Genomic DNA, 25,762 nt, shown 5'->3' on the forward strand with positions numbered 1-25,762 from the left:
GCACTACGAACCTTACTTATTGAGGTTAATCGACAGGACACAATATGACCTCAAACATATTACAGGAATTTGGCATGAAAATATAATTGCTGAAAAACCCGGTTTCTTGTTAAAACCGGGTTTTTAAATTAGCTCAAAATTTCCTGTGAATTTTTGCCAAATTAGCAGTGAGCTCGTGTCCGCTCAATTACCATAACAAAAACGGTTCGTAGTGCGGACTTAAGTCCGCAGCCTGAGTGCGGACTTAAGTCCGCACGCGCGATCGAATATTATTGCAGTCAATCGACCGGAAACGATATGATTCCTCATCAGTCGCTTACTTCCGCAAAGCGCCTACGCGCTGAGATGGAATTTCAGCTTTGAGAGCAGATTCCAAAGACGGAATTGCTTCTGTTAAGTCATCTGCTGCGGGTTTAGCGATCCAGCTTAATACGATCGCCGGAACTACACCCAGAAGCACAGCTAGTGATGTTGGGAACCAGAACCGAGAATCCAAGGAAGTGACAGTGATAATTGCTCCGAAAGCAAAGTTTACCAAATAAACTATTAAAGGCAAACTCAATTCCGATCGCTCTAATTTTATCGAAGTTTTTCTCCACAAGAAAGCTGCTACAGACATAAACAGCGCCCCGGTGCCCATCCAGCCCGCCAAATTGCGGTAAGGCATCCCAAAGAAAGCGCCAAGTTCCTCAAATTCCCAAAAAGGTACAGAAGTTTGACTCATCGCCGGATCTAGTACAAAATCCCAAGCTGTCAATAATAAAGCGCCAAGGGCGATCGCGCCTATTTGGCGCACCCAATTCAATTCGCCTTTACCACCAGCCAGTCCAGCGCGAGCAATTATATATGAAACCAGTCCTAGATAAAACCACGACATGGGAATTGTAAACGGCACCAGCCCTGCAATTTTGTAGCCCAACCCGCTTAAATAGTGGTAATGGCCGAAGGGAAAACCGGTACTCGTTCCCAACAACTCGCTACTCAAAGATAAAAACACAGAAGGCAGCAAAAATGTCAGAGTTGCACCCAGCCCCAACGTCCGATAGGCATAGAGAGCAACCGCTGCTGCGCCAAAAATGATATAAACTACTCCACCCCCAGCCATCCCCCATTGGAACAAAGTTTGTCCGGCGGGCGATAAATTCATCACGAATTCGGGATGGGGTAAAATCAGCAGCAACCCTGCCAATCCAAAGGCCATTGACAAGACGTGGGCAATCAGGCAAAAGCGCTCAGCTATCAAAAGTTGCTTCATGGGACTCCTCGAAAAAATATTAGATGCAGAAAGCACTCGTTACAGTTTACAATTTTTTACAATAAACCAACACCAATAGGGCACTGGCATTTTTCCAAGATTTGCGCCCAAGCCCGAGAAACCCTGTTGCTGATTGACTGTCTGGTTGCAACAAGCCCAGACAAGATTGCAAAAATAGCTGGGAAACGCCCCAAAATAGGTACGTTGTTGGGCTTTAGCCCTCTTTCACAGATCTAAGGAAAGAGGGCTAAAGCCCAACAACGTACCTTGGACGGCCAACTGTCAACTTATTGCCAATTCCCTACTAGCACGAAAGGCGCCCAGAAATAAGGATTTTGATACTCTTCGTTTTGCAGCAGGGTTAATTGAGCGTTGCGGAGGGCTTCAGCTTTGCTGGCTTTAGAACCACCAAGCTGGCGGTAAAACTCAGTCATAAAAATAGCGGTAGATTCGTCGTTTACTTGCCAAAGGGTGGCGACTGTGCTGCGAGCACCCGATCGAATTGCGGCGCCAGCTAAACCCAATGCGGCCCGGTTATCGCCGGAAGCAGTTTCGCAAGCACTCAACACCAAAAGCTCGATCGGCTGTTGTTTCTCCCCACTGCGCGATCGCAAAAGTCGATCGAACTCCTTAACATTCACCCGATCGTCCCAAGTCACAATAAAAGTATCCGCCGCATTCGAGCTAAACTGACCGTGAGTTGCCAAATGGACGATCGGGTAAGACAAAGCTTTAATGCGATCGTGCAACTGCGCGCTGACAAAATCTTGATTCAGCAGCGCACTCGCCGGCATCTGGGCTGAAATTTGTTCGAGTTCCTGTTTCACCCCTGGTAAAGCCGAGAACCCTTGACGCGATTCCGACAAGCCACCAGTTAGCACTTTTAACTTTACTTGGCTCAGCGGTTTCGGTGCCAGCAATTGCAGTCCCGGCGCCAAAGCAATACTGTATTTTTCTACCAAAAACTTTTCGCCATCGTGCAGCACCGCCATCGGCAGATTTCGCAAGTAACCATCGAGCACAAATACCAGCGTTTTAATCCCGCTGGCAGTCAAATCGGCCTCTGCGGGGCGGATTAACCAGTCGTAAACCTGTTGAACAGGTGGGAACCTGTCGCGCACAAAAGCAGAAGGCCTGATGGTATTTTTGGCTAGTCTGAAGGCTGTTTCTAATTCGGCTTGAGACTTCTTAGTCCTGTAGCGGCGCAGAGGCTTGCCGGGAATTGACAAAATTACCTCCAAACGATCGCTCAAAATAATTGGGTAAATCACCGCCGCCGTCGGATCGATTTCCTCGATCGACTTTGGTTTAGCATCAGCACAAGCATCCCGAAAAAAGTTATCCAATTCCGCCAACTGCAAAGATTCCACAATTTGGCGAGCCTGTTTTAACTTATCTTGAGTGGGCGATTCATCTTGCAACAGCAGCCCGACTAATTCCCGATAAACTGGTTCGGCACTTTCGCGAAACGAAAATTGCACTTCGGGATTCACTGTTACCAAATCGCCGCGCAGAGAAGACAATACATTTACAGCTTGAGTATATTGAACGATCGCCCCTTCTGTATTCCCCTGAGCTTGCCGAATCCGTCCGAGTTGCCACAATAATTGATAGGCAATATCGGGAGATTGAAACGCCGGTGCTAAACTCAAAGCTTCAAGAGTCAAAGTTTCAGCCATAGAATGCTGTTGTTTGAGTTCGTAAACCTTGCCCCTAGCTCCTAGAATATAAGCTTGTATTCGTTTGTCTCCCAAACGGTTTGCCGATTCCCCAGCCAAGGAAAGCATTCGATCGATATCGCTCAAACCTGGAGTACCGATTGGTAATTTATCCAATTTCATCAAGGTCTGCGCTAAATTAATTTGAGCGTAAAGCCCAGCACGATTGGAGGGGAATTGAGCGACTTGAGGCTCAAAAGAACGCCACAAAATCTTTGCTTCCGAGGCATTTTGGCTATCTGCAAACAGACTCAATTGATTCAACCTCGCCTGCATCCCGATAGTTGATTTCCCCGGCATCGTCTCTGCCGCTCTAGCATAATATTCTAAGGCGGAGCGTTCCAAATCAGTCCGCTTTTCCATATTCAAACCCGGTTTATTGCTTTTCGCCCGGGCTGTGTTTCCCAAATTCAAATAAATTGCAGCCTCTTCTTGTCGGACACCTATGTTTCGGGCTGCTTCCATTCCCGCTGACAGCAAATCCTCGGAGCGTTCCAGTTGTCCCAAAACCCGCAGCACCCTGGCTAAAGCATTAATTGCCCGAATATTTTCTAAGGAAACAGATATATTTTTCAAACTTACTAAGCCTGCGGGCAAAACTTCACAGGTTTTGTTTTCCAGGTTCAAAGAACCTAACAATATTTTGCAAGCTCTGGGGTAAAGTCCGAGAGTTTCCCAAGCTCGACTTTGATTGATTTGAACTTGCAAAAGTTGATTTTTGCTATCAATTTGCTCAAAAAATTTAGCAGCTTGCGTCCAAATGTCGATCGCATCTTGAGTCTGCCCCCGTTCGAGTTTAATCTGTCCTTGAATGTTGAGAGTTTCCGCCCAAATCCGCTGCTGTTCGGGAGTTTTGGGTTGCGCCCGCACCACCGACAAACTCGAATTCACAGCTTGTTCTGCTTGTTCCCAAAGCGCTAATTGCCCGTAGGTGGCAGCTAAATTGCTCAAAGCCGCAGCGCGATCGAGATTTTGACCTTTTGCCTCAAATTGCGTCGCCGCTTGCTGTAACAGCGGCACAGCTTCGGAAAAACGTTCCGAAGCGTACAGAGTTCGAGCTTGTCGGACAAGCTGCACCGCTGGTGGTGACTGCATCTGAGCAACTGCGGGAGGAATCGCCACCGCTAGCAGACAGGATATCAGAAATAAGAGAATTGCTTGTCGGAGCGATCGGGTAAATTTCATATTCAAGAACTTTTAGGAAGACGGGGAAAGAGTGGGAGAAGATTTGGCGGGAGCATCTCAATGAATGCAAAAAAGCAATTTCTTCACAGTGCGAGCGTCCCCGCTCGCGAGTTGGTATACATCGCGAGCGGGGACGCTCGCACTATAAAATTACAACTGAGATGCTCCCGATTTGGCGAGTGGGGAATAAGGCATTAAAATAGACAATTCAAATTCTCCATACTTTACGCTAAACCACGAATTACGAATTACCAATTACCACCAAAGATTAGTTGAAAGCCCGAACACCGGGAGAAATTAAAATCAGACAATTCATTACTCCAATCGTCTTCCTTTAAGCTAGGGGTCACTGTCAACTGTCAACTGTCAACTGTCAACTGTCAATCACCCGCCGTAAAAAACATCTTGTCAGCGCGACGGACAAAGAGAATTCGATCGAGGATTGGGAGACTCAGCAGCATTACCTGGATTGTATCCAACCAGCGTCACCTCCCCTTTCTCATTCACCACCCAACCGCGCGCCGGAACTACTTCCCGAGCTTTTTTTTCGCTTTCTTCCTTCGGACTTCTATCCGTTACATCCGTTACATCCCGTATATTGGTCGTTGCCGAACTTCCTTCTGCTTCCACCCACGGAAACGGCGTTTGTGCGCTGCTGAGGGGATCGTTAGGGCTAGGTGCCACTCCACCGCGACCCGTAACAGTAAACTCGTTCTGGGCCCCTTGGATACAGGGATTAGCAGCAATTAACGCAGCCGGATTCACCACATTTTGTGGCAGTTCCACCAATCCTTGAGCGGGATTCACCCCAGCAGCGCTAAATGTTACCGCCCCTTGCAAAGCTGGCCCGCTACTTTGGGAAATCGCAGCGATGTCGCTGCTTGTAAGCAGAGAAGTAGGACTTACTTGTAAAGCTGCAAATTGCGCGTCACTGAGATTCAACCTGCTTCTGACTTGTTCGCGCCCCACTGCTGCAAAGCCCAAGACATTGGGGACATTGACATTCACGCGGCCACCTTGGGCCGATCGCGCATTCGCAGTAATATCGCTATTTTCCTTGGGTAAAGCAGCCAGAATATTACTGTTAATATTGATATTTCCACCATCAGAAATACCAGCATCGGTAGTAATTAGGCTACCACCTCGCAACTGAATGTCTCCTGATTGCAGGTTAATATTTGCTCCCGTACCTGATACTGTCGTGCCATCAATTATGCTTTTATTATCCAGGGCAATTGAGTTAGCTATAACGTTAATATTGCCAGCCCTACCTGTTCCTGAAGATTGAACATTAACCACTGCACTATCCCGAAGAATCAATTGATTAGCATTCAAATTCAACGAGCCTGCATTTCCGGTAGCATTGGAATTAATAGCATTAAACGCCCTACCAGCCGAGGCTTCAATTCCACTCCTCAACCGACTGTTACTCCCAATACCTTGCACTTTTAAGCGATCGGCATTAATTGTAATATCTCCTGCATTTGCTATACCCAAAGAAGCCGCAGAAATAACGCCGCCATTCTGCACAGTTAGTTTAGGTGTTGAGAGGCGGATATCTCCACCCCTACCAGAACTTGCAGTTTGAGTAACAAAAGAACTTGCTACATAGCCCGCATTCCCCAAAAATCTTGACTCGCCACTCACTTCTATAGACTCGGAGGCTCTCACTGTTAAATTTCCTCCAGTCCCCCCACTTGTAGAAAACATGACTTCGCCAAAAATCGCACCAGTCGTTAAACTAATTGTGGCTCCATTAGAAACACTCAACCGCTTAGTGTCGATGGTAATATCCCCACCTTTTCCATTCCCATCAAAAGTATTCGTGCCGAGCCGAGTTTGCCCTAAACCTACAGGGAGACTACCCGACAATTCCACAGATTCACTGGCTTTAATCGCAATATTCCCCGATGCTCCATCACTAAGGCTGAAGCTGGCAAAGGCACCGCCATCGCGCAGCATTAACCGTTGGGCTTCAACAGTGATGTTTCCGCCTTGACCGGTGCTTTCGTTCGTTGTTCCGTTATAGAGCGTTGAACTGACGAGTTCGACGGTATTGGCGCGGATAGTCAGATTTCCGCCATTCCCAGCACCAAAGGTGGGAGCACCGGCAACTACCCCATTGCTCATCAACAGCCGTCCGGCTTCAATGTTAATGTCCCCGGCGGCTCCACTGCCAATAGTGCTAGTAAACAAAACAATTTGCGAAATAAAGGGGTTCCCTGTTCCAGATGTCTGAAAATTTTCTGTAAGCTGCTGATAGCCCTCAATTCCTAGACCGATCATTTCTACCAAGTCAGTAGCGCGAATATTAACATTGCTCCCTTTCCCCTCTCCCAGTGTAGAGGCGAAAATTTGCGAGCCCCGATCTAATCGTAAGTTTTGGGCATTGATGTCAATGCCTCTGCCATCTATATTTCCTAGTGTTAAGCCATAAATTCCTGAACTACTGAGAGTGACATTTCCACCCCTGATGTCAATTCTTCCACCTCCTAATCCGCTGGTATTTATCAATGCACTGTTCATGTCAATATTGCCGAAGTTCTGAATATTGCTATAGTTTAAATTCAGACCTAAAGCTGTTGGTTCAAATTGCACTAAACCTGGATTTTTGACGCTTCCCAGAAGAATTTGTCCGCTACTGGCGGTAGCGATTCCCCCGTCGAATTGGATATTTCCGCCTACTAGCGCTAAGGTTTGACCGGGGTCTACTGCTAAACCAATATTCTTAAAAATTGGTACGGGTAAGGGAATGTCAGGCGGTGATGGGTTAGGAGCAATTGACTGATTGACAATTGTGCCAGGATTATCTCGAAATCTCAAACCCACAGGAATATTAATCGCTAATAATGGCACGGCATTAGAATTAGCTGCACTAAATTCAAAGCCGTTCTCAAAGATAACCCCGCTACCAGTTGAACCAATAAATGAAGCGCGTAAGTCTAACCTCGCATTGGGGCCAAAGACAATTCCTTTGGGATTAAGTAAAAATAAATTGGCATTGCCTTGCACTCCCAACACCCCTAAAATATTGGAAGGATTACTCCCAGTAACACGGGTGAAAATATTGGCAATCCCATTAGGATTATCAAAATAGGTAGCGCGTCCTTCACCTACATTAAATTCTCGGAAACTGTGAAAGAGATTAGAGCCGCGAGTTGCACCGCCAGTGATTCTATCTGAGGGTAAATTGTTGATAGTGTCGGGAACAGTGCGCGAACTTTCTGCTCCCAAGCTGCTGTCGGGGACGATTTGGGCGATCGCACTTTCAGCAAACAGACACAGGTAAAAAAATGCAAATAATATCAAGTTCCGTCGATTGACCGCAACAAGAAGCAAGGTTCGTAGTGTGGACTTTAGTCCGCAGAATAAGAGCGGACTAAAGTCCGCACTACGAACAGTTTTTGTTATCGTAATTGACCGATCGCACTCTAAAAGGTAAATCACTCTTGAACTATAGTATTTGTCTCGGTCTTTGAGTTCATTAATTTGGCAAATCTGCCATAAGTAGAGATATTGGAAAATCATAATCAACCTATTGTTAGCTAACATTCGGTCATAAAATTTCTAGCATTTGCCCTGTTTGTAGTTATCGAGGCTGACAAACAGAATCAGGACGCCTCGTGCGCTGTGGAAATTGACCCGCAGCTTCCACAGCCACCAGCGTAACTTCCCCTTTCTCATTCATCACCCAGCCTTGAGCAGGAACAACTTCCCGATCGGGAATTTCCGCGAATTCCCTTCTGACTTCTGACTTCTGACTCCTTTGTTGCTCTTCTATTTCTATCCACGGAAATGGTGTTTCTGCGCTAGCCAGAGAATCATTGGGGCTGGGCGGCACTCCCCCCCGACCAGTAACAGTAAACTCGTTATCGGCTCCTTCAATGCAGGGATTTGCCGCAATTAACGCAGCCGGATTCACCACATTTTGCGGCAATTCTACCAAACCTTGAGCGGGATTCACCCCAGAAGAACTAAATGTAACAGTACCTTGCAAAGCCGGGCCTGCACTTTGAGAAATCGCGGCGATGTCGCTACTCTCAAGCAGAGATGTTGGGCTCACTTGCAAAGCTGCAAATTGGGTGTCAGTGAGATTCAACCTGCTTCTGACTTGTTCGCGGCCGACTGCTGCAAAGCCCAAGACATTCGGGACATTAACATTGACGCGGCCGCCGCCTGCGGTGCGGGCGTTGGCGGTGATGTCGCTGTTTTCTTGGGGGAGGGCGAGCAAAGTATTGCTATTAATATTGATATTGCCACCTTCAGAAGTACCCGCATCGGTGGTAATTCGACTCCCGCGGCGCAATTGGATGTCTCGTGCTTGCAGGTTAATATTTGCTCCGACACCGGATACACTTCTGCCATCAATGCTGCCTTTGTTGTCAAGGCCGATCGCATTTGCGACAATATTGATATTACCAGCGCGCCCGGTTCCCAAAGCTTGCACCGTCACATTGCCTTCATTCCGGACAATCAATCGATCGACATTTAGGTTCACCGAACCTGCATTTGCCGTAGCATTGGGATTATCACCCGTCGCCTTGCCAACGGAAGCATCAATAGAACTGTTAAAACGAGGATTACCTAAACTACCATTTACTTCGATGCGATCGGCATTAATCGTAATATCCCCCACGTTTCCTTTACCCGAAGAATTAGAAGAAATGAAGCCCCCATCCCGCAGAATCAGGTTTCGCGTGTCAATGCGGATATCCCCGGCCCGGCTAGAACTAATTGTTCCAGAGGAAAAAGCACTAGCAACTTGATTCCCATTGCTCAAAACTTCAGAAATACCTGCAATTTCTACTGATTCGCTAGCCCTAACAGTTAAGTTTCCTCCTGGGCCCCCATTCGTAGAGAAGATAACCCCGCCAACCGAAACACCGCTGCCCAAGGTGAATGCCGAGCCCCCAGAAAGACTCAGCCGTTTTGTATCGACAGTGATATCTCCCGCCTTTCCGGTAGAGCCGATGGTAAGCGTGCTGATGCCGCTTGCGACAGCAGTTTGAGAAATGGTGTTCGACAATTGTACCGATTCAGCAGCTTTAATTGTGATATTTCCCGATCGGGCAGCGTTGTAGCTAGTGCTAGCGAGAATAGCACCATCCCGCAGGATCAATCTTTCGACATCAACGGTGATATTTCCTGCCGCACCGGTACTCCCTTTAGTTGTTGCGTTGTTGCTCCCAGAACCCTGCATCTCAAAAGTATTAGCACGGATGCTTAAATTTCCACCATTTCCGGCACCAAAAGCTATGCTGCCAAATATTGCCCCATCCCGCATCAGCAGGCGTCCAGTATCGATTTTAATGTCTCCGGCTGCTCCAGGGCCAGCAGTAGCATTAAGCAACACAAAGTTCGGAGCTAATGGGTCGATTAGTCCCGATACCAGATATTTAACTACACTCTGTTGAAAGCCCTCAATTCCCTGCCCGCCGATTTCTATTGCATCAGCAGCGCGCAAATTGATATTACCTCCAGCACCATCTCCTAAAGTGAAAGTAGACAATTGCGTCCCGTTTTGCACTTGCAACTTTTGGGCGTCTATATCAATACCTTTTCCATCAATATTTCCGAAGGTGATCGCATATATTCGTGCAGCATTGATGCCGATATTTCCACCTTTGAGTTCTACTCTACCGCCACCTATTCCACTCGTGTTAATCAGCGTACTATTGGATATTTGAATATTGCCAAAGTTTTGAATGTTGCCATAATTTAAACTTAAACTCCCCTGCTGTGAACTCGATGTCAGTGCCAAATCTACTAAACCGGGACTAGCTACGCTACCGAGCAAAATTTGTCCGCCACTAGCAGTTAAATTGCCGCCTGGGATTTGGATGTCGCCGCCAATCAAGGCTAAAGTTTGACCCTTGTCTACTGCTAAGCCTACTCTTTCTGTAATCGGAATCGGTACGGGAGATGTTGCGGGGAGATTGACTGTTCCTGTAGCCGTGGATTGATTGACAATTGTACCGGGATTGTCTCTAAATCTCAGACCAACTGGAATATTAACTGTTAACAGCGGGGATGTTTGCCCTGTGGTGCTGCTGAATTCAAAGCCGTTATTAAATACAATACTGTCAGCCGTTGAAGCGACAAATGAACCGCGCAAATCTAACCGAGCGTTGGGGCCGAAAATAAGTCCTCTGGGATTGATTAAAAATAAGTTGGCATTACCTTGGACTCCGAGGGTTCCTAAAATATTTGAGGGTTGCCCGCCCGTGACGCGGGTGAAAATGTTAGAAATATTGCTGGGATTTGCAAAATAAGCTCCCTCTCCAATTTTTATATTGAATTCTCGGAAACTGTGAAATAGATTAGAGCCGCGAGTGGCGCCGCCAGTGATTCGATTTGAGGGTAAGTTGTTGATTGTATCTGGTACCAGGCGAGAACTTTCGGCACCTAAAGTGCTGTCGGGGACGATTTGGGCGATCGCACTTTCAGCAAACAGACACAGGTAAAAGAATGCAAATAATATCAGGTTCCGTCGATTGACGGCAACAAGAAGCAAGGTTCGTAGTGCGGACTTTAGTCCGCTCTTATTCTGCGGACTAAAGTCCGCACTACAAACCTTTTTAATGTAAATCACTCTTGAACTATAGTATTTGTCTCGGTCTTGGAGTTCATTAATTTGGCAAATCTGCCATAAGTAGAGATATTGGAAAATCATAATCAACCTATTGTTAGCTAACATTCGGTCATAAAATTTCTAGCATTTGCCCTATTTGTAGTTATCGAGGCTGACAAACAGAATCAGGACGCCTCGTGCGCTGTGGAAATTGACCCGCAGCTTCCACAGCCACCAGCGTAACTTCCCCTTTCTCATTCATCACCCAGCCTTGAGCAGGAACAACTTCCCGATCGGGAATTTCCGCGAATTCCCTTCTGACTTCTGACTTCTGACTCCTTTGTTGCTCTTCTATTTCTATCCACGGAAATGGTGTTTCTGCGCTAGCCAGAGAATCATTGGGGCTGGGCGGCACTCCCCCCCGACCAGTAACAGTAAACTCGTTATCGGCTCCTTCAATGCAGGGATTAGCAGCAATTAATGCAGCCGGATTCACCACATTTTGCGGCAATTCTACCAAACCTTGAGCGGGATTCACCCCAGAAGAACTAAAAGTAACAGTACCTTGCAAAGCCGGGCCTGCACTTTGAGAAATCGCGGCGATGTCGCTACTTTTAAGCAGAGATGTTGGACTGACTTGCAAAGCTGCAAATTGCGCGTCACTGAGATTCAACCTGCTTCTGACTTGTTCGCGGCCCGCTGCTGTAAAGCCAAAAACACTGGGAACATTGACATTGACGCGGCCGCCACCTGCGGTGCGGGCGTTGGCGGTGATGTCGCTATTTTCTTGGGGTAGGGCGACTAGAATCTGGCTGTTGAGATTGATGTTACCGCCGTCGGAATTACCTGCATCGGTAGTAATCCGGCTGCCGCGCCGCAAGGAGATGCTTTGTGCTTGCAGGTTAATATTTGCACCCGTACCGGATACAGTTGTGCCGTCAATGCTGCTTTTGGTGTCAAGGGAAATTGCATCTGCGACAACATTGATATTACCAGCCCGTCCGGTTCCCCTAGCCTGCACCGTGACTGTAGCGCCATCCCGAACTATCAATTGACGGGTATTAAGATTCAGCTCGCCAGCATTCGCCGTCGGGTTGGGACTATTAATCGGGAACCGGCTGCCGACAGAAGCATCAATTGAACTGACAGATAAACCGTTATTGCTGATGCCACTAACTTCAATGCGATCGGCATTAATAGTAACATCACCTCCATGTCCAGCACCAAAAGATCTCGTAGAAATTAGCCCCCCATCCCGCACCACCAACCTCGGCGTATCGACGCGGATATTCCCGCCCCGACTTGAACTCAAAGTTGCAGAACTCAGCGCACTATCAGTGCGATTCCCGCTAGTCAAAACAGGAGAAATTCCTGTAATTTCCACTGACTCGCTGGCCCTAACTGTTAAGTTTCCCGCCGGCCCGCCGTTCCTAGAAAACAGAAAGCCCACTAATATACCTGTTCCTAATGTAAAAGCAGAACCGTCCTCAAGGCGCAAGCGCTTGGTATCAACCGTAATATCCCCTGCTCTGCCGCTAGAACCGATACTGAGAGTGCTGATTCCAGTTGATATAGCAGTTCTGCTACTGGAGTTGGAAAGTTCTACCGATTCAGCAGCTTTTACAGTGATATTTCCCGACGGCCCGTTACTGTAACTCGTGCTGCCGAGAAGGGAACCATCGCGCATAATTAACCGCCCAACATCAAGGTTGATGCTTCCTCCGGCACCGCTACTATCTTTAGCTGTGGCGTTGTTGACTCCAGAACTCGCAATTTCAAAAGTGTTGGCGCGGATATTCAGATTGCCGCCATTTCCAGCACCTAAAGTAATGCCGCTACCTACTACCCCATCGCGCATGAGCAGCCGTCCGGTATCGATGTTGACGCTTCCCCCATTTCCAGCGCCAGCAGTACCGTTAAAAAACATAAACTTAGGGTCGTAGGGGTCAACTGTTCCTGATATGAGATATTTAATTACAATTTGTTGAAAGCCATCAATTCCCTGCCCGCTCATTTCTACCGAATCAGCAGCGCGCAAATTAATATTACCTCCAGCACCATCTCCTAAAGTGAAAGTAGACAATTGCGTCCCGTTTTGCACTTGCAACTTTTGGGCATCTATCTCAATACCTTTTCCATCAATATTTCCGAAGGTAATCGCATATATTCGTGCAGCATTGATGCCGATATTTCCACCTTTGAGTTCTACTCTACCGCCACCTATTCCACTCGTGTTAATCAGCGTACCGTTGGATATTTGAATATTCCCAAAGTTTTGAATCTTGCTATAATTTAAACTTAAACTCCCCTGCTGTGAACTCGATGTCAGTGCCAAATCTACTAAACCGGGACTAGCTACGCTACCGAGCAAAATTTGTCCGCCGCTCGCGGTTAAATTGCCACCTGGGATTTGGATGTCGCCGCCAATCAGTGCTAAAGTTTGACCCTTGTCTACTGCTAAGCCTACTCTTTCTGTAATCGGAATCGGTACGGGAGATGTTGCGGGGAGATTGACTGTTCCTGTAGCCGTGGATTGATTGACAATTGTACCGGGATTGTCTCTAAATCTCAGACCAACTGGAATATTAACTGTTAACAGCGGGGATGTTTGCCCTGTGGTGCTGCTGAATTCAAAGCCGTTATTAAATACAATACTGTCAGCCGTTGAAGCGACAAATGAACCGCGCAAATCTAACCTTGCATTGGGGCCGAAGACAATTCCTTTCGGGTTGATTAAAAATAAGTTGGCATTGCCTTGGACTCCGAGGGTTCCTAAAATATTTGAGGGTTGCCCGCCCGTGACGCGGGTGAAGATGTTAGCAATTCCGCTGGGATTTTCAAAATAAGCTCCCCGCCCTTCACCGATGTTGAATTCGCGGAAACTGTGAAACAAGTTAGAGCCGCGAGTTGCGCCTCCTGAAATGCGATCTGAGGGTAAGTTGTTGATTGTATCCGGTACAAGGCGCGAACTTTCGGCACCTAAAGTGCTGTCGGGGACGATTTGCCCGATCGCACTTGCGGGAGATAGCAACAGGAAGACAAACAGTAGGGAGTAATGCAAGCGAGACATAAAAAACTCTTTTTAGGATAAAGTCGATCGGTGTAAGCTCATCTCGTTTCTCTAAAGGTTTTGCATTTGGCTGCTAAGCACAATTTGCTCTACAGTGATTTCTAGTTCGGGAAAAGTTTTAGAGATAATGCGCTCACTACCTGTAAAACTTTGAACGGAATAGCGGTCATTTTCCAAAGAGTAAACGAAAACTGTGGGAATTTTGGGATTACCCAAATAAGCCCTAGAAGCGAGGGCTAAATAATCCACAATCCAATACTCACAAATGCCTAGCCGTTGATACTCATCTAACTTATCAACATAGTCGTCTTCCCAGTTAGTTGAAGTAACTTCTACTGCTAATTGGATAGGTTCGATCAGGGCTCCGTAGCCGCGGACATTGGTATTCCATACTGATGCCTTGACTACGCCGACATCAGGATTTCTTCCTTGCTCTTGTCCAGAAGCTGTTACAGTTCTGAAAACTATATCTTTGTCAACGATATAGTCAAGTTCCAAGCGCTCGCTTTCTCTGTCGAAAGACTTAACAAGATATCGTGCTACGTTTTTATGGGCTCTGGTTGCTTCCACTTTGACAATCTCTCCATTTACAAGTTCGTAGATGCCCGATCCGTCTGGGTACTTTTCGAGAAACTCTACAAATGTTAGTTTAGTTTTTGTCTGAACCATAAGACAAGCCCTCTTGTGTTAACTAGGTTAGGATTTATACCGTTTCCGGTTCCATTATAATTATATATTTGGATCGTATCAGTGCGATCGCGATCCAAGTAGCGATCGAGACCGCCAGTTAATAAAATTTGACCGCCAGCGCTAAAGATGTGAGAAATTTATCAAAGGTTTTGAATGTAATATCGTTGACCGTTGCACGATCGCGATTTAACCACAGAGAACACAGAGAACACAGAGGAAGATAAGAGAGATGAATACAGGACGATGCTACCGGATTTGATCTAACTCAGAGGAGGAAGAGTCATGAGTTTGAATGAGTTACCGGGATCGGATCTAATTCTACCTGGTCATGGAGAACGCAATCGTTCATACTAGATGGTAGACACCTTCAATCTTAGGAGCCGTCTATGTTGCTACAAGAAGTCAAGGAGCACGTCTTCAAACTGCCACCGAGCGATCGCCTTGCGTTAGTCAGTGCCATCATTGAGTCCTTACAAGATCGGCCTGTTGCCAGGGGCGATCGTTCTGGTGCGATTCAGCGGATGCGAGGCTTGCTAAAGACAGACCAACCCGCACCGACAGATGAGGAAGTGGCTGCAATGTTGGAAGCGCGACGCCGATTGTTTGGACATGACTCGCTATCCTTTAGATAGGAAGGATTAATTAGGAAAACTCAAATGGCAATTAACACTTCTTTAGAGGAACGGCTTGCAGCAGTGGAAACAGCGATCGCCCAGTTGCAGAAGCAAATTGTGGCTCCTCAACCAACGAATTGGTTGCAACAAATTATCGGGTCTTTCAAAGATGAACCTGCCTTTGAGGAGCTACTTGCCTATGGACGAGGGATTCGCCAAGGGGATGAGTTTTTCTTCAAAGCCGAAGATAAGCTATGAAATATTTACTGGATACCGATCATCTGATTTACAGGGTAGAATCAAGAGGAAATATAGTAGAGACTAGGAGTCAACCTATGCAAGCGATCCTGTTAAGCAGCGAAGAAGTTGCGAAACGTGCCAATCTACTGTACGAAAGCAAAATTCGTCAAAAGGTTGAGACAGACGGAAATATAGGCAAAATGGTTATCATCGACATTGAGACAGGTGACTATGAGGTTGATGAAATGGGTATTCAAGCTGCGCTCAATCTCTATGCAAAGCACCCGTATGCAAGACTATTTGGGATTCGTATCGGCTACAATGTAGCGGCTTCTTTAGGTGGCGTCATGGAGCGTGTGAGTAGTGATTTCCGGTATAGTAACTGATAGAAATGCGATCGTCACCTTGACATTTCTCCTGGTGAACGGCGCAACTTTCCCGATCGAGTTTGTTGTAGATACAGGTTTTACCGATCACCTTTGTCTACCGCCAGAAGCAGTAAATTTACTGAGGCTGCCGTTTTTGTACAATCTGTCTGCGAACTTGGCAGATAATAGTTCCGTCTCTCTGGCAGTTCATCAAGCGACAATCTTTTGGGATGGAGTGGAGCGAGATGTTCGTGTATTGGCTACAGGGCGACGACCCCTGATTGGAACTGCCTTGTTGAATGAACAAGAACTGGTGATTCAGTTCACAGAGGGTGGTTTGGTGACGATCGATGAGTTGTAAATGCCATTCCGATCTCTTAATCCTGATGTGTCCCGAAGCAGAGTTAAGAGCTTGATTAAACGTTTTGAAGGTAACTCAGACTTGAACAAGGTTTTGCAAAGGTCGAGAACATAATGACGATAATTCCAACTATGAACTACCGGAACCATATCACGATCGAACCCAATAAACGCGGTGGTAAGCCTTGTGTGCGCGGCTTGCGAATTACGGTTTATGAAGTGCTTGAGTACCTGGCTTCCGAGATGACCGAAACAGAAATTCTAGAGGATTTCCCCGATCTGACGCGAGAAGATTTAAAAGCCTGTATTGCTTATGCTGCTGACCGCGAGCGTCGGTTCATGACTGCCCCATTATCCGCATGAAATTACTTTTTGATGAAAACTTGTCGCCCAACTTGCCGAATCGTTTGAGCGAGCGATCGCACCTTGACAGGGCTGGCAATGCCTAGGCTGTAGTGTTGGTCATCGATCCAGTTTAGTGGACGATCACCCATATGTTGTAGAGACTTAGACCGCGAATACAGTCGATCGGCTTACGCATTAACCTGACATTTTATAGATTTATTTGCCTTGACTGTTGACAATGTCAGGTTAATGCTCTAGATTGAGGGTGTAAGCAAACTCCTATTTTTGGAGCAGAGAACATGGCTGATGGAGATATTTTCCGCAATGGGCTTGGGTACTATAAAAAGCTATATGAGTCGCTCTGTGAGGGGAAAGCGAGTATCGATGAGTGTACTCGGATGGCAATCTCAGCACTGAAGCAAGATCTTCAAAAAAAAGGCAATCTACCAATTGTTCTTGCCCAACAGATGGGTGAAATGTTGTCCCAGGTTATTGACATCGCGGGCGCGAATAACTCTGTTGACTGGGGTATTGCGAATAGGGAAATAGAAAAAATACTTCAAGTTGATGGAAGGCATGACGTTAAGGAGCTTATTCTTTTCGCTGGAAAGAGTTTCTTACATGAGCTTAGGTATGGTAACGATCGAGGATTAACTGCTAATAGTATTTCGGAAGCAATTTTGGGGCAATACATGACCACAGTGCTGGAATCAGGGTTTCATGGTCGTATACCACTAACCGATGAACATCTTGCAGGGATGAAAGATAGAACTCTTAAACAACTAATTCAAGAAATTCAGCCTGCGGTTGTTTCTGCGATCGGTAATTGGGCAAATAAGGCAAATATCGATGGAAGTGTAACCAAGTTACGACTACCACCACGCCGTCAAGTAAATCCAGTAGATATGGATGAAGACCTATGCTAACAATGAAGAAAGAATTTCATGCCCACGATAGTGATTACACGCTAGATTTTGGCTCTGGGGTAAATAGTAGTGGGTGTATTCAGTTTACAGATCATGCTACTAAAAAGGAGAGTTCTATTGGAATTACGATAGAAGATAAAGAATTTAACTATCGAGTCAAGCAAGAGTTTCCATCTGTAGTTGCCGATCTAATCGATCTGGCTGTTGCAATCCATTCCGCAGATCGTCTTGCATTTCAAAATCTACGCCAAGATCAAAGTCGCATTTATGTAAAACTACCAGTCCGTCATCCTGAAATAATGAATACTGAATTATTTCGATCTCAGCTAGAAAATTTGCTTGAATGGGCTACTGGAAGTCTATGGTTGTTTGACTTCCCAAAGAGATCGGATTCAGAACGTTCCGTTGTTCGGCAACCATCTTTACCAGTAGCATCTCAGGATTGTGAAGTTGCCATGTGGAGTGGTGGTCTTGATGCCTTTGCTGGTCTCTATCAACGTTTGCGAACGCATCCAGAAAAGTCATTCTTACTTTTTGGCACTGGAGGTAATGTTAACGTTCACAAGCTACAGGAAGATACAGAAAAACAAATTCGGTCTATTTTTCCAAATCGTTGTACTTTATACCGAGTTCCAATTGGTTTATTTGATAGCAATGGAGTTAGAAAAAACAAAATTACCCGCGCAAGAGGTGTTGTATTTGCGATGCTGGGTGCTGCCTGTGCATCTTTAATGGGGCGGCAAGAGCTTTGCTTTTATGAAAATGGAACTGGTGCAATTAATCTTCCATATCGCGAATCTGCGTTGGGATTAGATCACACCAGATCGGTTCATCCATTGACTTTGCTGAAAGTGAGCGATCTGATCTCAGGGCTTCTAGGAGAGGCATTTCGGGTCTGGAATCCATTCCTATTCTCAACTAAATCTGAAATGTGTCAGATATTAGCAGAAGACCTGACAGGTAGACTATCTTCGAAAACAAAGTCATGCGACAGTCCCCACAGACATAATATCAGTCAGTGTGGATATTGCTCCTCTTGCCTTTTACGACGACAAGCTCTTAGTGCTGCTAAAATAGAGGATAAGACTCGATATCTAATATTACATGGAAATTATTCACCAGTGAAAGATCCAAGTGAGAGTTTACGACATATGCTCGCACAAGTTGAGACGCTACGATGCTTACTCAATCGACCTAATCCACATGAGATTCAGTGGGAAGCGTTAACTCGTAAATTTCCTAGACTAGATGATATTGTCGATCGATGTTCAGTCGTAGAAAAGTTGACCACTCTTGATATGCAGAGCAAGTTAATTAGACTTTATCAAAAGTATGTCGCTGAGTGGGATGATGTAAAATCTCAACTATCAGTCAACCTCATTAAGAATAGGGACAGTGAGTCGTTAGATCGAAACTATAGCGGCTCTTAGATAGATGAGGTATATATCAAAGGTCACAAACCTTGATGTACATAGAATCTGGCATACCTCACTTTTTTGAGAAAGGCTATATTCGATCGCTTAATAAGATTAAGGAACACTGTAATGGCTAGTAATATATTAGACAACATCGATCTAGCGAGATTGGGGGAGCTCCTTCAACAAGCCCGCAAAAGCTGTGACATGACTCAAGCTCAAGCAGCCCAGATCATTGATACCGCAAGAACAACCATTGTTGCAATTGAGAAAGGAGAACGCCGGATCAAAGCAACCGAACTGATTAAACTCGCCCGTGCTTATGGAAAAGCCATCGGCGATTTCGTTCAGCCTCGTGCTGTTACAGAACCTTTTGAGGTTCAATATCGCTCGGCATTTGGGCAGAATGAAGCTGAAGCAGCACGGATTAAACCCACTATTTTGCGCTTAGAGGAACTGTGCCAAAACTATCTAGATCTCGAAGCGATGATGGATGCACCCTTACCTCGAAATTATCCACAAGAGTACAAGATCGATAATATGCCACTTGAGGCGGCAGCGGAAAGTATTGCCATCTCAGAACGTCAACGGCTTGGGCTTGGTGATGCACCTATTCCACGTCTGCGAGATATTTTAGAACAGAGTGTCGGATTACGAATTTTTTATATAGAGATGCCGCCTAAATACTCAGGCATCTATAGCTACAACGAACAAATGGGTGGCTGCATCGCCATCAATGCTGGACATCCTGAAGAGAGAAAACGCTGGTCATTAGCACATGATTACCTGCATTTTCTCGCTCATCGACGGAAGCCCATAGTTGATTTTGACGATCAGTATAAAAGGAAACCAGAGAGCGAGAGACTAGCAGATACTTTCCCTAATTATTTCCTAATGCCGACAAGTGATTTACTCAAGAGATTTAACGATATGCACCGATCTCATGGCAAGTTTACTGCAACAAATTTATTCACTTTAGCTCACCATTATGGAGTGTCCATTCAAGCTTTAATCTATCGATTAGAAGCAATTAAATTGTTGCCATCTGGAACTTGGGAGCGTCTGCGCGATCGAGGATTAAAAGTCCGAACAGTTCAACAGGAAATGGGCTTAGAGCCTATCACGGAGCGCATCGATATGGCTCCTATTCACTATCAGCATTTAGCGATAGAAGCACTAGATCGAGGGTTAATTACCGAAGGACACTTTGCTGATTTTCTTGGTGTCGATCGCCTGGAAGCTCGACGGATTGCAGAATCATTAAGCGAACATTCAAGTGGAATAATCGAAGAAGTTGCTGATTTAGACCTTTGTCAGGCGTAGGATAATTGGGTAATTAAAAATGAACATTAAACAATCCCATATTGTCCTAGATTCCTGCTGCATTCTAAATTTCTATGCTTCCGGAAAATTTCTAGAAATATTGCAAGCTATTCCCGCTGAAATTGTAGTTACTGAAGTTGTTAGATCGAAAGAATTAAAGACGCTTCAGCGGATTGAAAATGAGGAGAGTGAAGGTGCAATTTATTTTGACCAGGCGGTTCAAGAAGGTTTAATATCAATCGTAGATTTTGAATCGGAAGCAGAGGCAGAAACTTTCATCAACTATACTGCTCAAATGAGGGATGAAGGAGAATCTGCAACATTTGCAATCGCCTTTCACCGTGAATGGACAGTTGCAACTGATGATAAGAGAGCGATTGCCTTTCTAAGAAAAGAGGCTCCTCACATCCAAATTGTATCGACACTGGAAATCATTGAACATTGGTCGGAAAAATCAAATATTGACTCGGTAACATTAAAAGCTGCATTGACTGCAATTCGAGTTAGAGCGAAATATCAACCTCCTCGAAATCACCCTTTGCTGATTTGGTGGGAAACTGCAATGAAATAAATAAGGGTTCCCATTATGTGCAGCTTCATAAATAATTGGTATTACTTATTAATTTTGCAACCCAAATTAGCAATTTAAAATGCAAAGTAATTGATTCTAAAATAGAGGCCTTTTTCTTGGAAAGTTCGATCGCCTCCTCTCACATTAATCAAAGGAATGCCATAATCTAAACGCATATTCAGCCGATCGCCCATTTGCCACACCAATCCAACACCTGCACCCAAAAGTTTGTCAGACTCAGCATTCGCTTTTTCTCCTGAATTGTTCCAGCCTACCCCAAAATCCACAAACGGAGCGACTTGTAACAATCCCTTGACTTTCGGCACGCGCCACACCGGGATTCGCACCTCCGCAGATGCGATCGCACCGCTATCAGTTAACAGCAAATCTTGCCGGTATCCGCGCACGCTTTGCACGCCACCGATCCCGATTTGTTCGAGGGAAAGCAGCGGGCGATCGGCGAATTGAATGTCGGAACGAACTATTAGCAAGGTTTCCGGTGCTAGCAGCCTCACGTACTGCGCTTGTCCGCGCCACGCCAGGAAGCTACTGTCAGGGCCGCTATCGTTCGCAGTAGCACCCAAAAAATTGGTACCGATGGAAAATTGCGATCGCGCTGCGAGCACTTGTCGGGTATTCCGCTGCACGTATTCTTGAAAAAACCGCACCGCTGAAACCCGCGTTTCACCGCGCTCGTTTGCTCCCGCCGACAGTGCAAATCTTTCTCCCAACAGGAATGTATCGCTTTCTTGCCGCGAAAAAGTTACTCCCACAGCCAAAGTGCGATCGGGCTTTTCGACGATCGGCTGGCGGTAAGTTAACTCGTAAGTCCGCGATTTCCCCTCAATTTCGGCAGTATCAAACGGTTCCTCAATGACGTTAGTGCTCGCAGCACTCGCAGCAAACCGAATCGTGCCGTTGCGCGCGTTGACGGGGACTGTGTAGCTGCCGTTGAATTCGTTGCTGCCATCGGTGTTAGCGTAGGATAGCTCTAATCCGTCGCCCAAACCGAGCAAATTGGCTTGATTGATGCGGATACCGCGCCGAAAACTGCCCACGCTGGGCGATCGGTTGTTGTCTAGAAAAACTTCGCCGCTGAAGCTGTCTGCTTCTTTAATCCGCACTTCCAAACGGCTGTTTTCCGGGCGGCTTCCAGCTTGCAATTCTGCCGAAATATTGGCAATTAAGGGGTCGAGTTGCAGCATTTGCAAAGCTTCCAGCAGCCGATCGCGATTCAATGGCCGCCTGGTGACACGTTCCAAGCGCGATCGCACGTAATTGGCATTTAAACGCCTGTTTCCACTAATCTGAATTTCATCCAATCCGCCTTCGACAATCCGAATTTTCACCACACCTCCTTCTCTGGGAAATGTTTGGTTGGCGGGAATTACAGCGCCGGAATTGATGTATCCTGCTGCTACGTATTTTTTAGTCACTGCCCCTTCTGCTGCGATCAGTTCGGCAAAGGTGATGTCGCGCCCCGCAAACTGTTGCGTAACTTCTGCGAGTTCGCGATCGCTAAAAGCTGTGTTTCCCTCAAATTCAAAGCGCAAAACCCGAATTGTACCCGGAATCCCCGGCCTCACGTCGCCGGGAACGGGTGTCAGCGGGGTTGGTTGGAGGGGAGGTGGTGGCGGTGGCTGCGGTGTTCTTGGTGCAGGTAATTCCGGCTCTCTCGGTTGAATTGGGTTGGGCAGTTGGCTGATATCAATTCCGGTTACACTGTCAGGTGATGTTGACTGTTGACTGTTGACTGTTGACTGTTGACTGTTGATTGTTGACTGTTGACTGTTGACTGTTGGCTGTTGGCTGTTGGCTGTTGACTGTTGACTGTTGACTGTTGACTGTTGACTGTTGACTGTTGACTGTTTAAATAATTCCGATGCAACCGGAAACGATATGATATTGCGATCGTAGAGTGCTGTCTCGCTTTCCGATGTCACGGGATTTGAGATCGGTTGCGAATCTCGATCGGCATCCAAACCCGTTTTTTTGACCCTAATATTTTCTTTTAGCTTTTGATCTCGGTGAGAAAGCTGAGTTTCTCCAGCATTGGTGTCTAATGTGCGATCGACAGAATTGGCTTCTGGCTGTAAATCGGGAGTTTCCGCAGGTAGAATTAATGTCAAAGTCGATCGATCGGACTCAGTGGCCGGCAAGTCTTCGCGGGTGTCAAAATTCGTGTCGTTGGTTCGTAAAGGTCGATCGGCTCCGCTATTGACTGTTGCCAAATCCTCAACATTTGAAGTCACAATTTCAACGTTGCTCGCGGATGTTTTCCCCGGTTTTCCCAACCAAACTAAGCCAAAGATTCCAGCAATTAAAAATAATTTTTGCGATCTACAGTTCATATGATATAATTATTATTTCGCTAGATTGGGTGAAAATATTTTAAGGAACCAGCGCACCCTAAACTAACAATTAATCTTAACCGAAAAAAAGGCAACACCGGGCGCTGCCAAGAATTTCCCAACGGCTAAAAACCAAAAGGTCGATCGACCTTTTGGTTCATCCGCCAAAACTTACGCAGCAACCGGATGCAGATCCGCAAAAATATCGTGTAAGTCGATCGCAGATTCTCAAAAAAAATCAGTTTGGGCGATCGTAAAACCTGCGATTTCCAAGCCCTCACACAAGCATAATAGCCTTAGAACGCACCAGTAGCAAGAAACCAGGTTTTTTCACAGTAATCAAAAGATTGTAGCCTGCACAACCAAAAAATCGAGTTTTTCATAGATCGTGCGTCAAGGTTCGTAGTGAGGACTTTAGTCCGCAAGAAGAAGGACTGAAGTCCTCACTACAAACCTTTGTGCCAACTCGTTCGTAGTGAGGACTTTAGTCCGCAAGAAGAAGGACTGAAGTCCTCACTACAAACCTTTGTGCCAACTCGTTCGTAGTGAGGACTTTAGTCCGCAAGAAGAAGGACTGAAGTCCTCACTACAAACCTTTGTGCCAACTCGTTCGTAGTGAGGACTTTAGTCCGCAAGAAGAAGGACTGAAGTCCTCACTACAAACCTTTGTGCCAACTCGTTCGTAGTGAGGACTTTAGTCCGCAAGAAGAAGGACTGAAGTCCTCACTACAAACCTTTGTGCCAACTCGTTCGTAGTGAGGACTTTAGTCCGCAAGAAGAAGGACTGAAGTCCTCACTACAAACCTAATTATGCAGGGCGGCTCGCACTAGCAGCACCCATGGGTGCTCCGTCAGCCAATCCCACCAACTTAGCGCTCAACTCCCACATCCGCTCACCTTTTTCATCATCGCGCGCCTGTGGAGAAACCTTCTGCACAAAAGACTTACCATCTTTTTTCTGACGATTTCCCCAACTCCAATAAGCCCCAGATTGCTTGTATTCTGGATCGGCAACCACCATCGCCAGCCTTTCGCCCGCCAACTCCTGCGACACATAACCGCCGGTGATATTCTTCTGAAACAGCGGGAAAAGTTTCTGAAACAAAGGATAGTGATTGCGGAAAAGGGGCGTATCCGCCACGCATCCCGGATACAGCGAAGTGAAATTAATCCCCGTCGATTCGTGAAAGCGGCGGTGCAATTCCCGCATCGTCAGCACATTGCAAACTTTGCTATCTTTGTAAGCCTTGACAGGTTCAAACTGCTTGCCATCTACCATCGAAACCGGATCTTTGAAACCCGCTTCAAAACCCTCAAATTTGCCTAAATCAGGACGCGGTGGAATCTTCCCGCCCAACTCGTCTGGATTGTGAGTCACTGTTCCCAAAATCACGATTCTGGCATCTTGATAATAGGAAGGCTTCATACTGTCCATCATCAGATTGCACAGCAGGAAATGACCGAGGTGATTGGTAGTCATCGTCAACTCGTAACCTTCAGGGCTCCGCAGCGGTTCCTTAATCAAAGGCAGATAGATAGCGGCGTTGCACACCAAAGCGTCTAGAGATTTGCCGCTTGATTTGAATTCCCGAGCAAATCGGCGCACGCTTTCCAAATCGCCCAAGTCAATGTGCATAATCGTGAAACTACCTTGAGGTATGCCCAACTCTTGAGCGGCGTCTCCGGCTTTTCGCACGTCGCGACAGGCCATGACTACGTGCCATCCTTTGTCTGCAAGGGCTTTGGCGCCGTACAAGCCGACGCCGGAGGATGCGCCGGTGATGATAACTGTTGACTTGTGATTTTGTGCCATTTTCTTAAAAATGCTTCGATCGCAATTGATTATGTTGGGGTATCTCAAAAGCTGAGCTAGCAGCTCGGATGTTTTGAGATGGCCTCAGGTTAACAGGATAGGCCCAAACGTTCTGGATCTCAACTTTCTAGGTTGCCGATCGACACGGGATAGCATTTTCGGAAATTCGATCGATCTAAAAGTGCGATCGACCCAATCAATCTGTTACTGTTGCACCGAGTCTAATCTTCAGATTTTGTGGTGATGCCGCTACAATAGTGTACAAACGTGCATTTGACAGTTAAATGAGGTATCAATGGGACAAGGACAAAGCTGCTACCAATCTCAGCAAGCACGGAATCGACTTTGCTGATGCAGTATCAGTTTTTTCTGACGATTTGGCAATTACTACCCAAGATGAGCGATTTGACGAAGAACGGTTTATCACAATTGGTATGGATGTTTTTGGTCAAGTTCTCGTTATCGTTTACACTTTCCGGGGCAATCAGATTCGGGTGATATCGTTTCCGGTTGTATCGGAATGATTTAACCGCAGAGGGCGCAGAGGACACAGAGAGAGAATAGAGAGATTAATAATTCCTATGCAACGGGATTTGATATGATTTCAGCCCGGAAAGCTACACGTCGTGAACGGAAGCAATACGAAGAGGCATGAAGATGGAAACAGAATATGATTTCAGCAAAGGCAAACGGGGAGCAATCGATCCAATGCCCTCCGGTAAAACCAGAATTACCATTCGGTTGGATGATGAAGTGTTGGCTTGGTTCCGGGAACAAACGCATCTAGCGGGTGGCGGAAATTATCAGACATTGATTAATGGGCGTTGCTGAGTTAGAGTATGAATAGGAGGAATAATTTATGCAATGCCCTGAATGTAAATCAACCCATATCCGTAAAAACGGCAAGAAGAAAGGAAAACAAAATCACATTTGTGTCCAATGCAGTC

20 protein-coding genes and 1 pseudogene are annotated in these 25,762 nt (G+C 46.2%); 12 read left to right on the forward strand and 9 right to left on the reverse strand.

The genetic code is table 11. The annotated features are described in order from the left end of the window. Nucleotides 1–316 precede the first annotated feature (316 nt). From cruF to QZW82_RS05270, 6 genes are all read right to left on the reverse strand, one after another. A complete protein-coding gene (cruF, locus tag QZW82_RS05245) occupies nucleotides 317–1,255 on the reverse strand; it encodes a gamma-carotene 1'-hydroxylase CruF (protein WP_293145629.1) in 939 nt (312 codons plus the stop codon). Nucleotides 1,256–1,542: 287 nt separating this feature from the next. Beyond that, the gene (locus QZW82_RS05250; RefSeq protein WP_293145632.1) at nucleotides 1,543–4,158 is read right to left on the reverse strand and encodes a CHAT domain-containing protein; all 2,616 of its coding nucleotides are present in this window, start codon (nucleotides 4,156–4,158) and stop codon (nucleotides 1,543–1,545) included. 408 nt (nucleotides 4,159–4,566) lie between these two features. Then, the gene (locus QZW82_RS05255; RefSeq protein ID WP_293145635.1) at nucleotides 4,567–7,467 is read right to left on the reverse strand and encodes an S-layer family protein; all 2,901 of its coding nucleotides are present in this window, start codon (nucleotides 7,465–7,467) and stop codon (nucleotides 4,567–4,569) included. 280 nt (nucleotides 7,468–7,747) lie between these two features. Then, on the reverse strand, nucleotides 7,748–10,672 hold the full coding sequence (locus QZW82_RS05260; protein ID WP_293145638.1) for an S-layer family protein: 2,925 nt from the start codon (nucleotides 10,670–10,672) through the stop codon (nucleotides 7,748–7,750). A 220-nt stretch (nucleotides 10,673–10,892) separates the two neighbouring features. Beyond that, complete coding sequence (locus QZW82_RS05265; protein ID WP_293145641.1) at nucleotides 10,893–13,799, reverse strand: S-layer family protein; 2,907 nt, start codon at nucleotides 13,797–13,799, stop codon at nucleotides 10,893–10,895. Between the two features lie 51 nt (nucleotides 13,800–13,850). Beyond that, a complete protein-coding gene (locus QZW82_RS05270; protein ID WP_293145644.1) occupies nucleotides 13,851–14,468 on the reverse strand; it encodes a Uma2 family endonuclease in 618 nt (205 codons plus the stop codon). A 407-nt stretch (nucleotides 14,469–14,875) separates the two neighbouring features. Between QZW82_RS05270 and QZW82_RS05275 the strand changes: the two genes are divergently transcribed. The 9 genes from QZW82_RS05275 (at nucleotide 14,876) to QZW82_RS05315 (ending at nucleotide 20,651) form a co-directional block, all read left to right on the forward strand. Then, complete coding sequence (locus QZW82_RS05275) at nucleotides 14,876–15,121, forward strand: hypothetical protein (protein WP_293145647.1); 246 nt, start codon at nucleotides 14,876–14,878, stop codon at nucleotides 15,119–15,121. 24 nt (nucleotides 15,122–15,145) lie between these two features. Continuing rightward, nucleotides 15,146–15,361 (forward strand): hypothetical protein, encoded by a 216-nt coding sequence (locus QZW82_RS05280; RefSeq protein WP_293145650.1) that lies wholly within the window; start codon nucleotides 15,146–15,148, stop codon nucleotides 15,359–15,361. A gap of 77 nt (nucleotides 15,362–15,438) precedes the next feature. Next, nucleotides 15,439–15,729 (forward strand): hypothetical protein, encoded by a 291-nt coding sequence (locus QZW82_RS05285; RefSeq protein WP_293145697.1) that lies wholly within the window; start codon nucleotides 15,439–15,441, stop codon nucleotides 15,727–15,729. Beyond that, on the forward strand, nucleotides 15,707–16,072 hold the full coding sequence (locus QZW82_RS05290; RefSeq protein ID WP_293145653.1) for a clan AA aspartic protease: 366 nt from the start codon (nucleotides 15,707–15,709) through the stop codon (nucleotides 16,070–16,072). Before QZW82_RS05285 ends, QZW82_RS05290 begins: the two co-directional genes overlap by 23 nt. Before the next feature lie 131 nt (nucleotides 16,073–16,203). Then, complete coding sequence (locus QZW82_RS05295) at nucleotides 16,204–16,434, forward strand: DUF433 domain-containing protein (RefSeq protein WP_293145700.1); 231 nt, start codon at nucleotides 16,204–16,206, stop codon at nucleotides 16,432–16,434. Nucleotides 16,435–16,715: 281 nt separating this feature from the next. After that, nucleotides 16,716–17,342, forward strand: coding sequence for a hypothetical protein (locus QZW82_RS05300; RefSeq protein ID WP_293145656.1), 627 nt, complete (start codon nucleotides 16,716–16,718; stop codon nucleotides 17,340–17,342). 2 nt (nucleotides 17,343–17,344) lie between these two features. Then, on the forward strand, nucleotides 17,345–18,772 hold the full coding sequence (locus QZW82_RS05305) for a 7-cyano-7-deazaguanine synthase (protein WP_293145659.1): 1,428 nt from the start codon (nucleotides 17,345–17,347) through the stop codon (nucleotides 18,770–18,772). A 114-nt stretch (nucleotides 18,773–18,886) separates the two neighbouring features. Continuing rightward, nucleotides 18,887–20,080, forward strand: a complete 1,194-nt coding sequence (locus QZW82_RS05310; RefSeq protein ID WP_293145662.1) for an XRE family transcriptional regulator — start codon at nucleotides 18,887–18,889, stop codon at nucleotides 20,078–20,080. Between the two features lie 19 nt (nucleotides 20,081–20,099). Continuing rightward, nucleotides 20,100–20,651, forward strand: a complete 552-nt coding sequence (locus tag QZW82_RS05315; RefSeq protein WP_293145665.1) for a hypothetical protein — start codon at nucleotides 20,100–20,102, stop codon at nucleotides 20,649–20,651. 74 nt (nucleotides 20,652–20,725) lie between these two features. Here the strand turns inward: QZW82_RS05315 and QZW82_RS05320 are convergent, their stop codons facing one another. The 3 genes from QZW82_RS05320 to QZW82_RS05330 form a co-directional block, all read right to left on the reverse strand. After that, nucleotides 20,726–23,002, reverse strand: coding sequence for a ShlB/FhaC/HecB family hemolysin secretion/activation protein (locus QZW82_RS05320; protein WP_293145668.1), 2,277 nt, complete (start codon nucleotides 23,000–23,002; stop codon nucleotides 20,726–20,728). Between the two features lie 125 nt (nucleotides 23,003–23,127). Beyond that, a complete protein-coding gene (locus QZW82_RS05325) occupies nucleotides 23,128–23,283 on the reverse strand; it encodes a hypothetical protein (protein ID WP_293145670.1) in 156 nt (51 codons plus the stop codon). Between the two features lie 527 nt (nucleotides 23,284–23,810). Beyond that, nucleotides 23,811–24,815 carry a protochlorophyllide reductase gene (locus QZW82_RS05330; RefSeq protein WP_293145673.1) on the reverse strand — a complete coding sequence of 335 codons (1,005 nt, stop codon included), beginning with the start codon at nucleotides 24,813–24,815 and terminating at the stop codon, nucleotides 23,811–23,813. 284 nt (nucleotides 24,816–25,099) lie between these two features. Between QZW82_RS05330 and QZW82_RS05335 the strand changes: the two genes are divergently transcribed. The 3 genes and pseudogenes from QZW82_RS05335 to QZW82_RS05345 form a co-directional block, all read left to right on the forward strand. After that, complete coding sequence (locus QZW82_RS05335; RefSeq protein WP_293145676.1) at nucleotides 25,100–25,339, forward strand: BrnT family toxin; 240 nt, start codon at nucleotides 25,100–25,102, stop codon at nucleotides 25,337–25,339. A 133-nt stretch (nucleotides 25,340–25,472) separates the two neighbouring features. Continuing rightward, nucleotides 25,473–25,646: a BrnA antitoxin family protein gene (locus QZW82_RS05340; RefSeq protein ID WP_293145679.1), complete on the forward strand. Its 174-nt coding sequence runs from the start codon at nucleotides 25,473–25,475 to the stop codon at nucleotides 25,644–25,646. A 28-nt stretch (nucleotides 25,647–25,674) separates the two neighbouring features. Then, nucleotides 25,675–25,762, forward strand: a pseudogene (locus QZW82_RS05345) (IS1 family transposase); the annotation flags it as partial.

The sequence above is a fragment of the Microcoleus sp. bin48.metabat.b7b8b9.023 genome, from assembly GCF_013299185.1.
In the GTDB taxonomy this organism is placed as follows: domain Bacteria; phylum Cyanobacteriota; class Cyanobacteriia; order Cyanobacteriales; family Microcoleaceae; genus Microcoleus.

Excerpts from the sequence above, each read along its gene's own strand:
- QZW82_RS05310 (WP_293145662.1), top strand. The coding sequence starts at position 18,887 with ATGGCTAGTAATATATTAGACAACATCGATCTAGCGAGATTGGGGGAG.
- QZW82_RS05335 (WP_293145676.1), top strand. The coding sequence starts at position 25,100 with ATGAGGTATCAATGGGACAAGGACAAAGCTGCTACCAATCTCAGCAAG.
- cruF (WP_293145629.1), bottom strand. The coding sequence starts at position 1,255 with ATGAAGCAACTTTTGATAGCTGAGCGCTTTTGCCTGATTGCCCACGTC.
- QZW82_RS05305 (WP_293145659.1), top strand. The coding sequence starts at position 17,345 with ATGAAGAAAGAATTTCATGCCCACGATAGTGATTACACGCTAGATTTT.
- QZW82_RS05295 (WP_293145700.1), top strand. The coding sequence starts at position 16,204 with ATGAACTACCGGAACCATATCACGATCGAACCCAATAAACGCGGTGGT.
- QZW82_RS05320 (WP_293145668.1), bottom strand. The coding sequence starts at position 23,002 with ATGAACTGTAGATCGCAAAAATTATTTTTAATTGCTGGAATCTTTGGC.
- QZW82_RS05315 (WP_293145665.1), top strand. The coding sequence starts at position 20,100 with ATGAACATTAAACAATCCCATATTGTCCTAGATTCCTGCTGCATTCTA.
- QZW82_RS05300 (WP_293145656.1), top strand. The coding sequence starts at position 16,716 with ATGGCTGATGGAGATATTTTCCGCAATGGGCTTGGGTACTATAAAAAG.
- QZW82_RS05265 (WP_293145641.1), bottom strand. The coding sequence starts at position 13,799 with ATGTCTCGCTTGCATTACTCCCTACTGTTTGTCTTCCTGTTGCTATCT.
- QZW82_RS05275 (WP_293145647.1), top strand. The coding sequence starts at position 14,876 with ATGTTGCTACAAGAAGTCAAGGAGCACGTCTTCAAACTGCCACCGAGC.
- QZW82_RS05330 (WP_293145673.1), bottom strand. The coding sequence starts at position 24,815 with ATGGCACAAAATCACAAGTCAACAGTTATCATCACCGGCGCATCCTCC.
- QZW82_RS05250 (WP_293145632.1), bottom strand. The coding sequence starts at position 4,158 with ATGAAATTTACCCGATCGCTCCGACAAGCAATTCTCTTATTTCTGATA.
- QZW82_RS05285 (WP_293145697.1), top strand. The coding sequence starts at position 15,439 with ATGCAAGCGATCCTGTTAAGCAGCGAAGAAGTTGCGAAACGTGCCAAT.
- QZW82_RS05270 (WP_293145644.1), bottom strand. The coding sequence starts at position 14,468 with ATGGTTCAGACAAAAACTAAACTAACATTTGTAGAGTTTCTCGAAAAG.
- QZW82_RS05340 (WP_293145679.1), top strand. The coding sequence starts at position 25,473 with ATGGAAACAGAATATGATTTCAGCAAAGGCAAACGGGGAGCAATCGAT.
- QZW82_RS05280 (WP_293145650.1), top strand. The coding sequence starts at position 15,146 with ATGGCAATTAACACTTCTTTAGAGGAACGGCTTGCAGCAGTGGAAACA.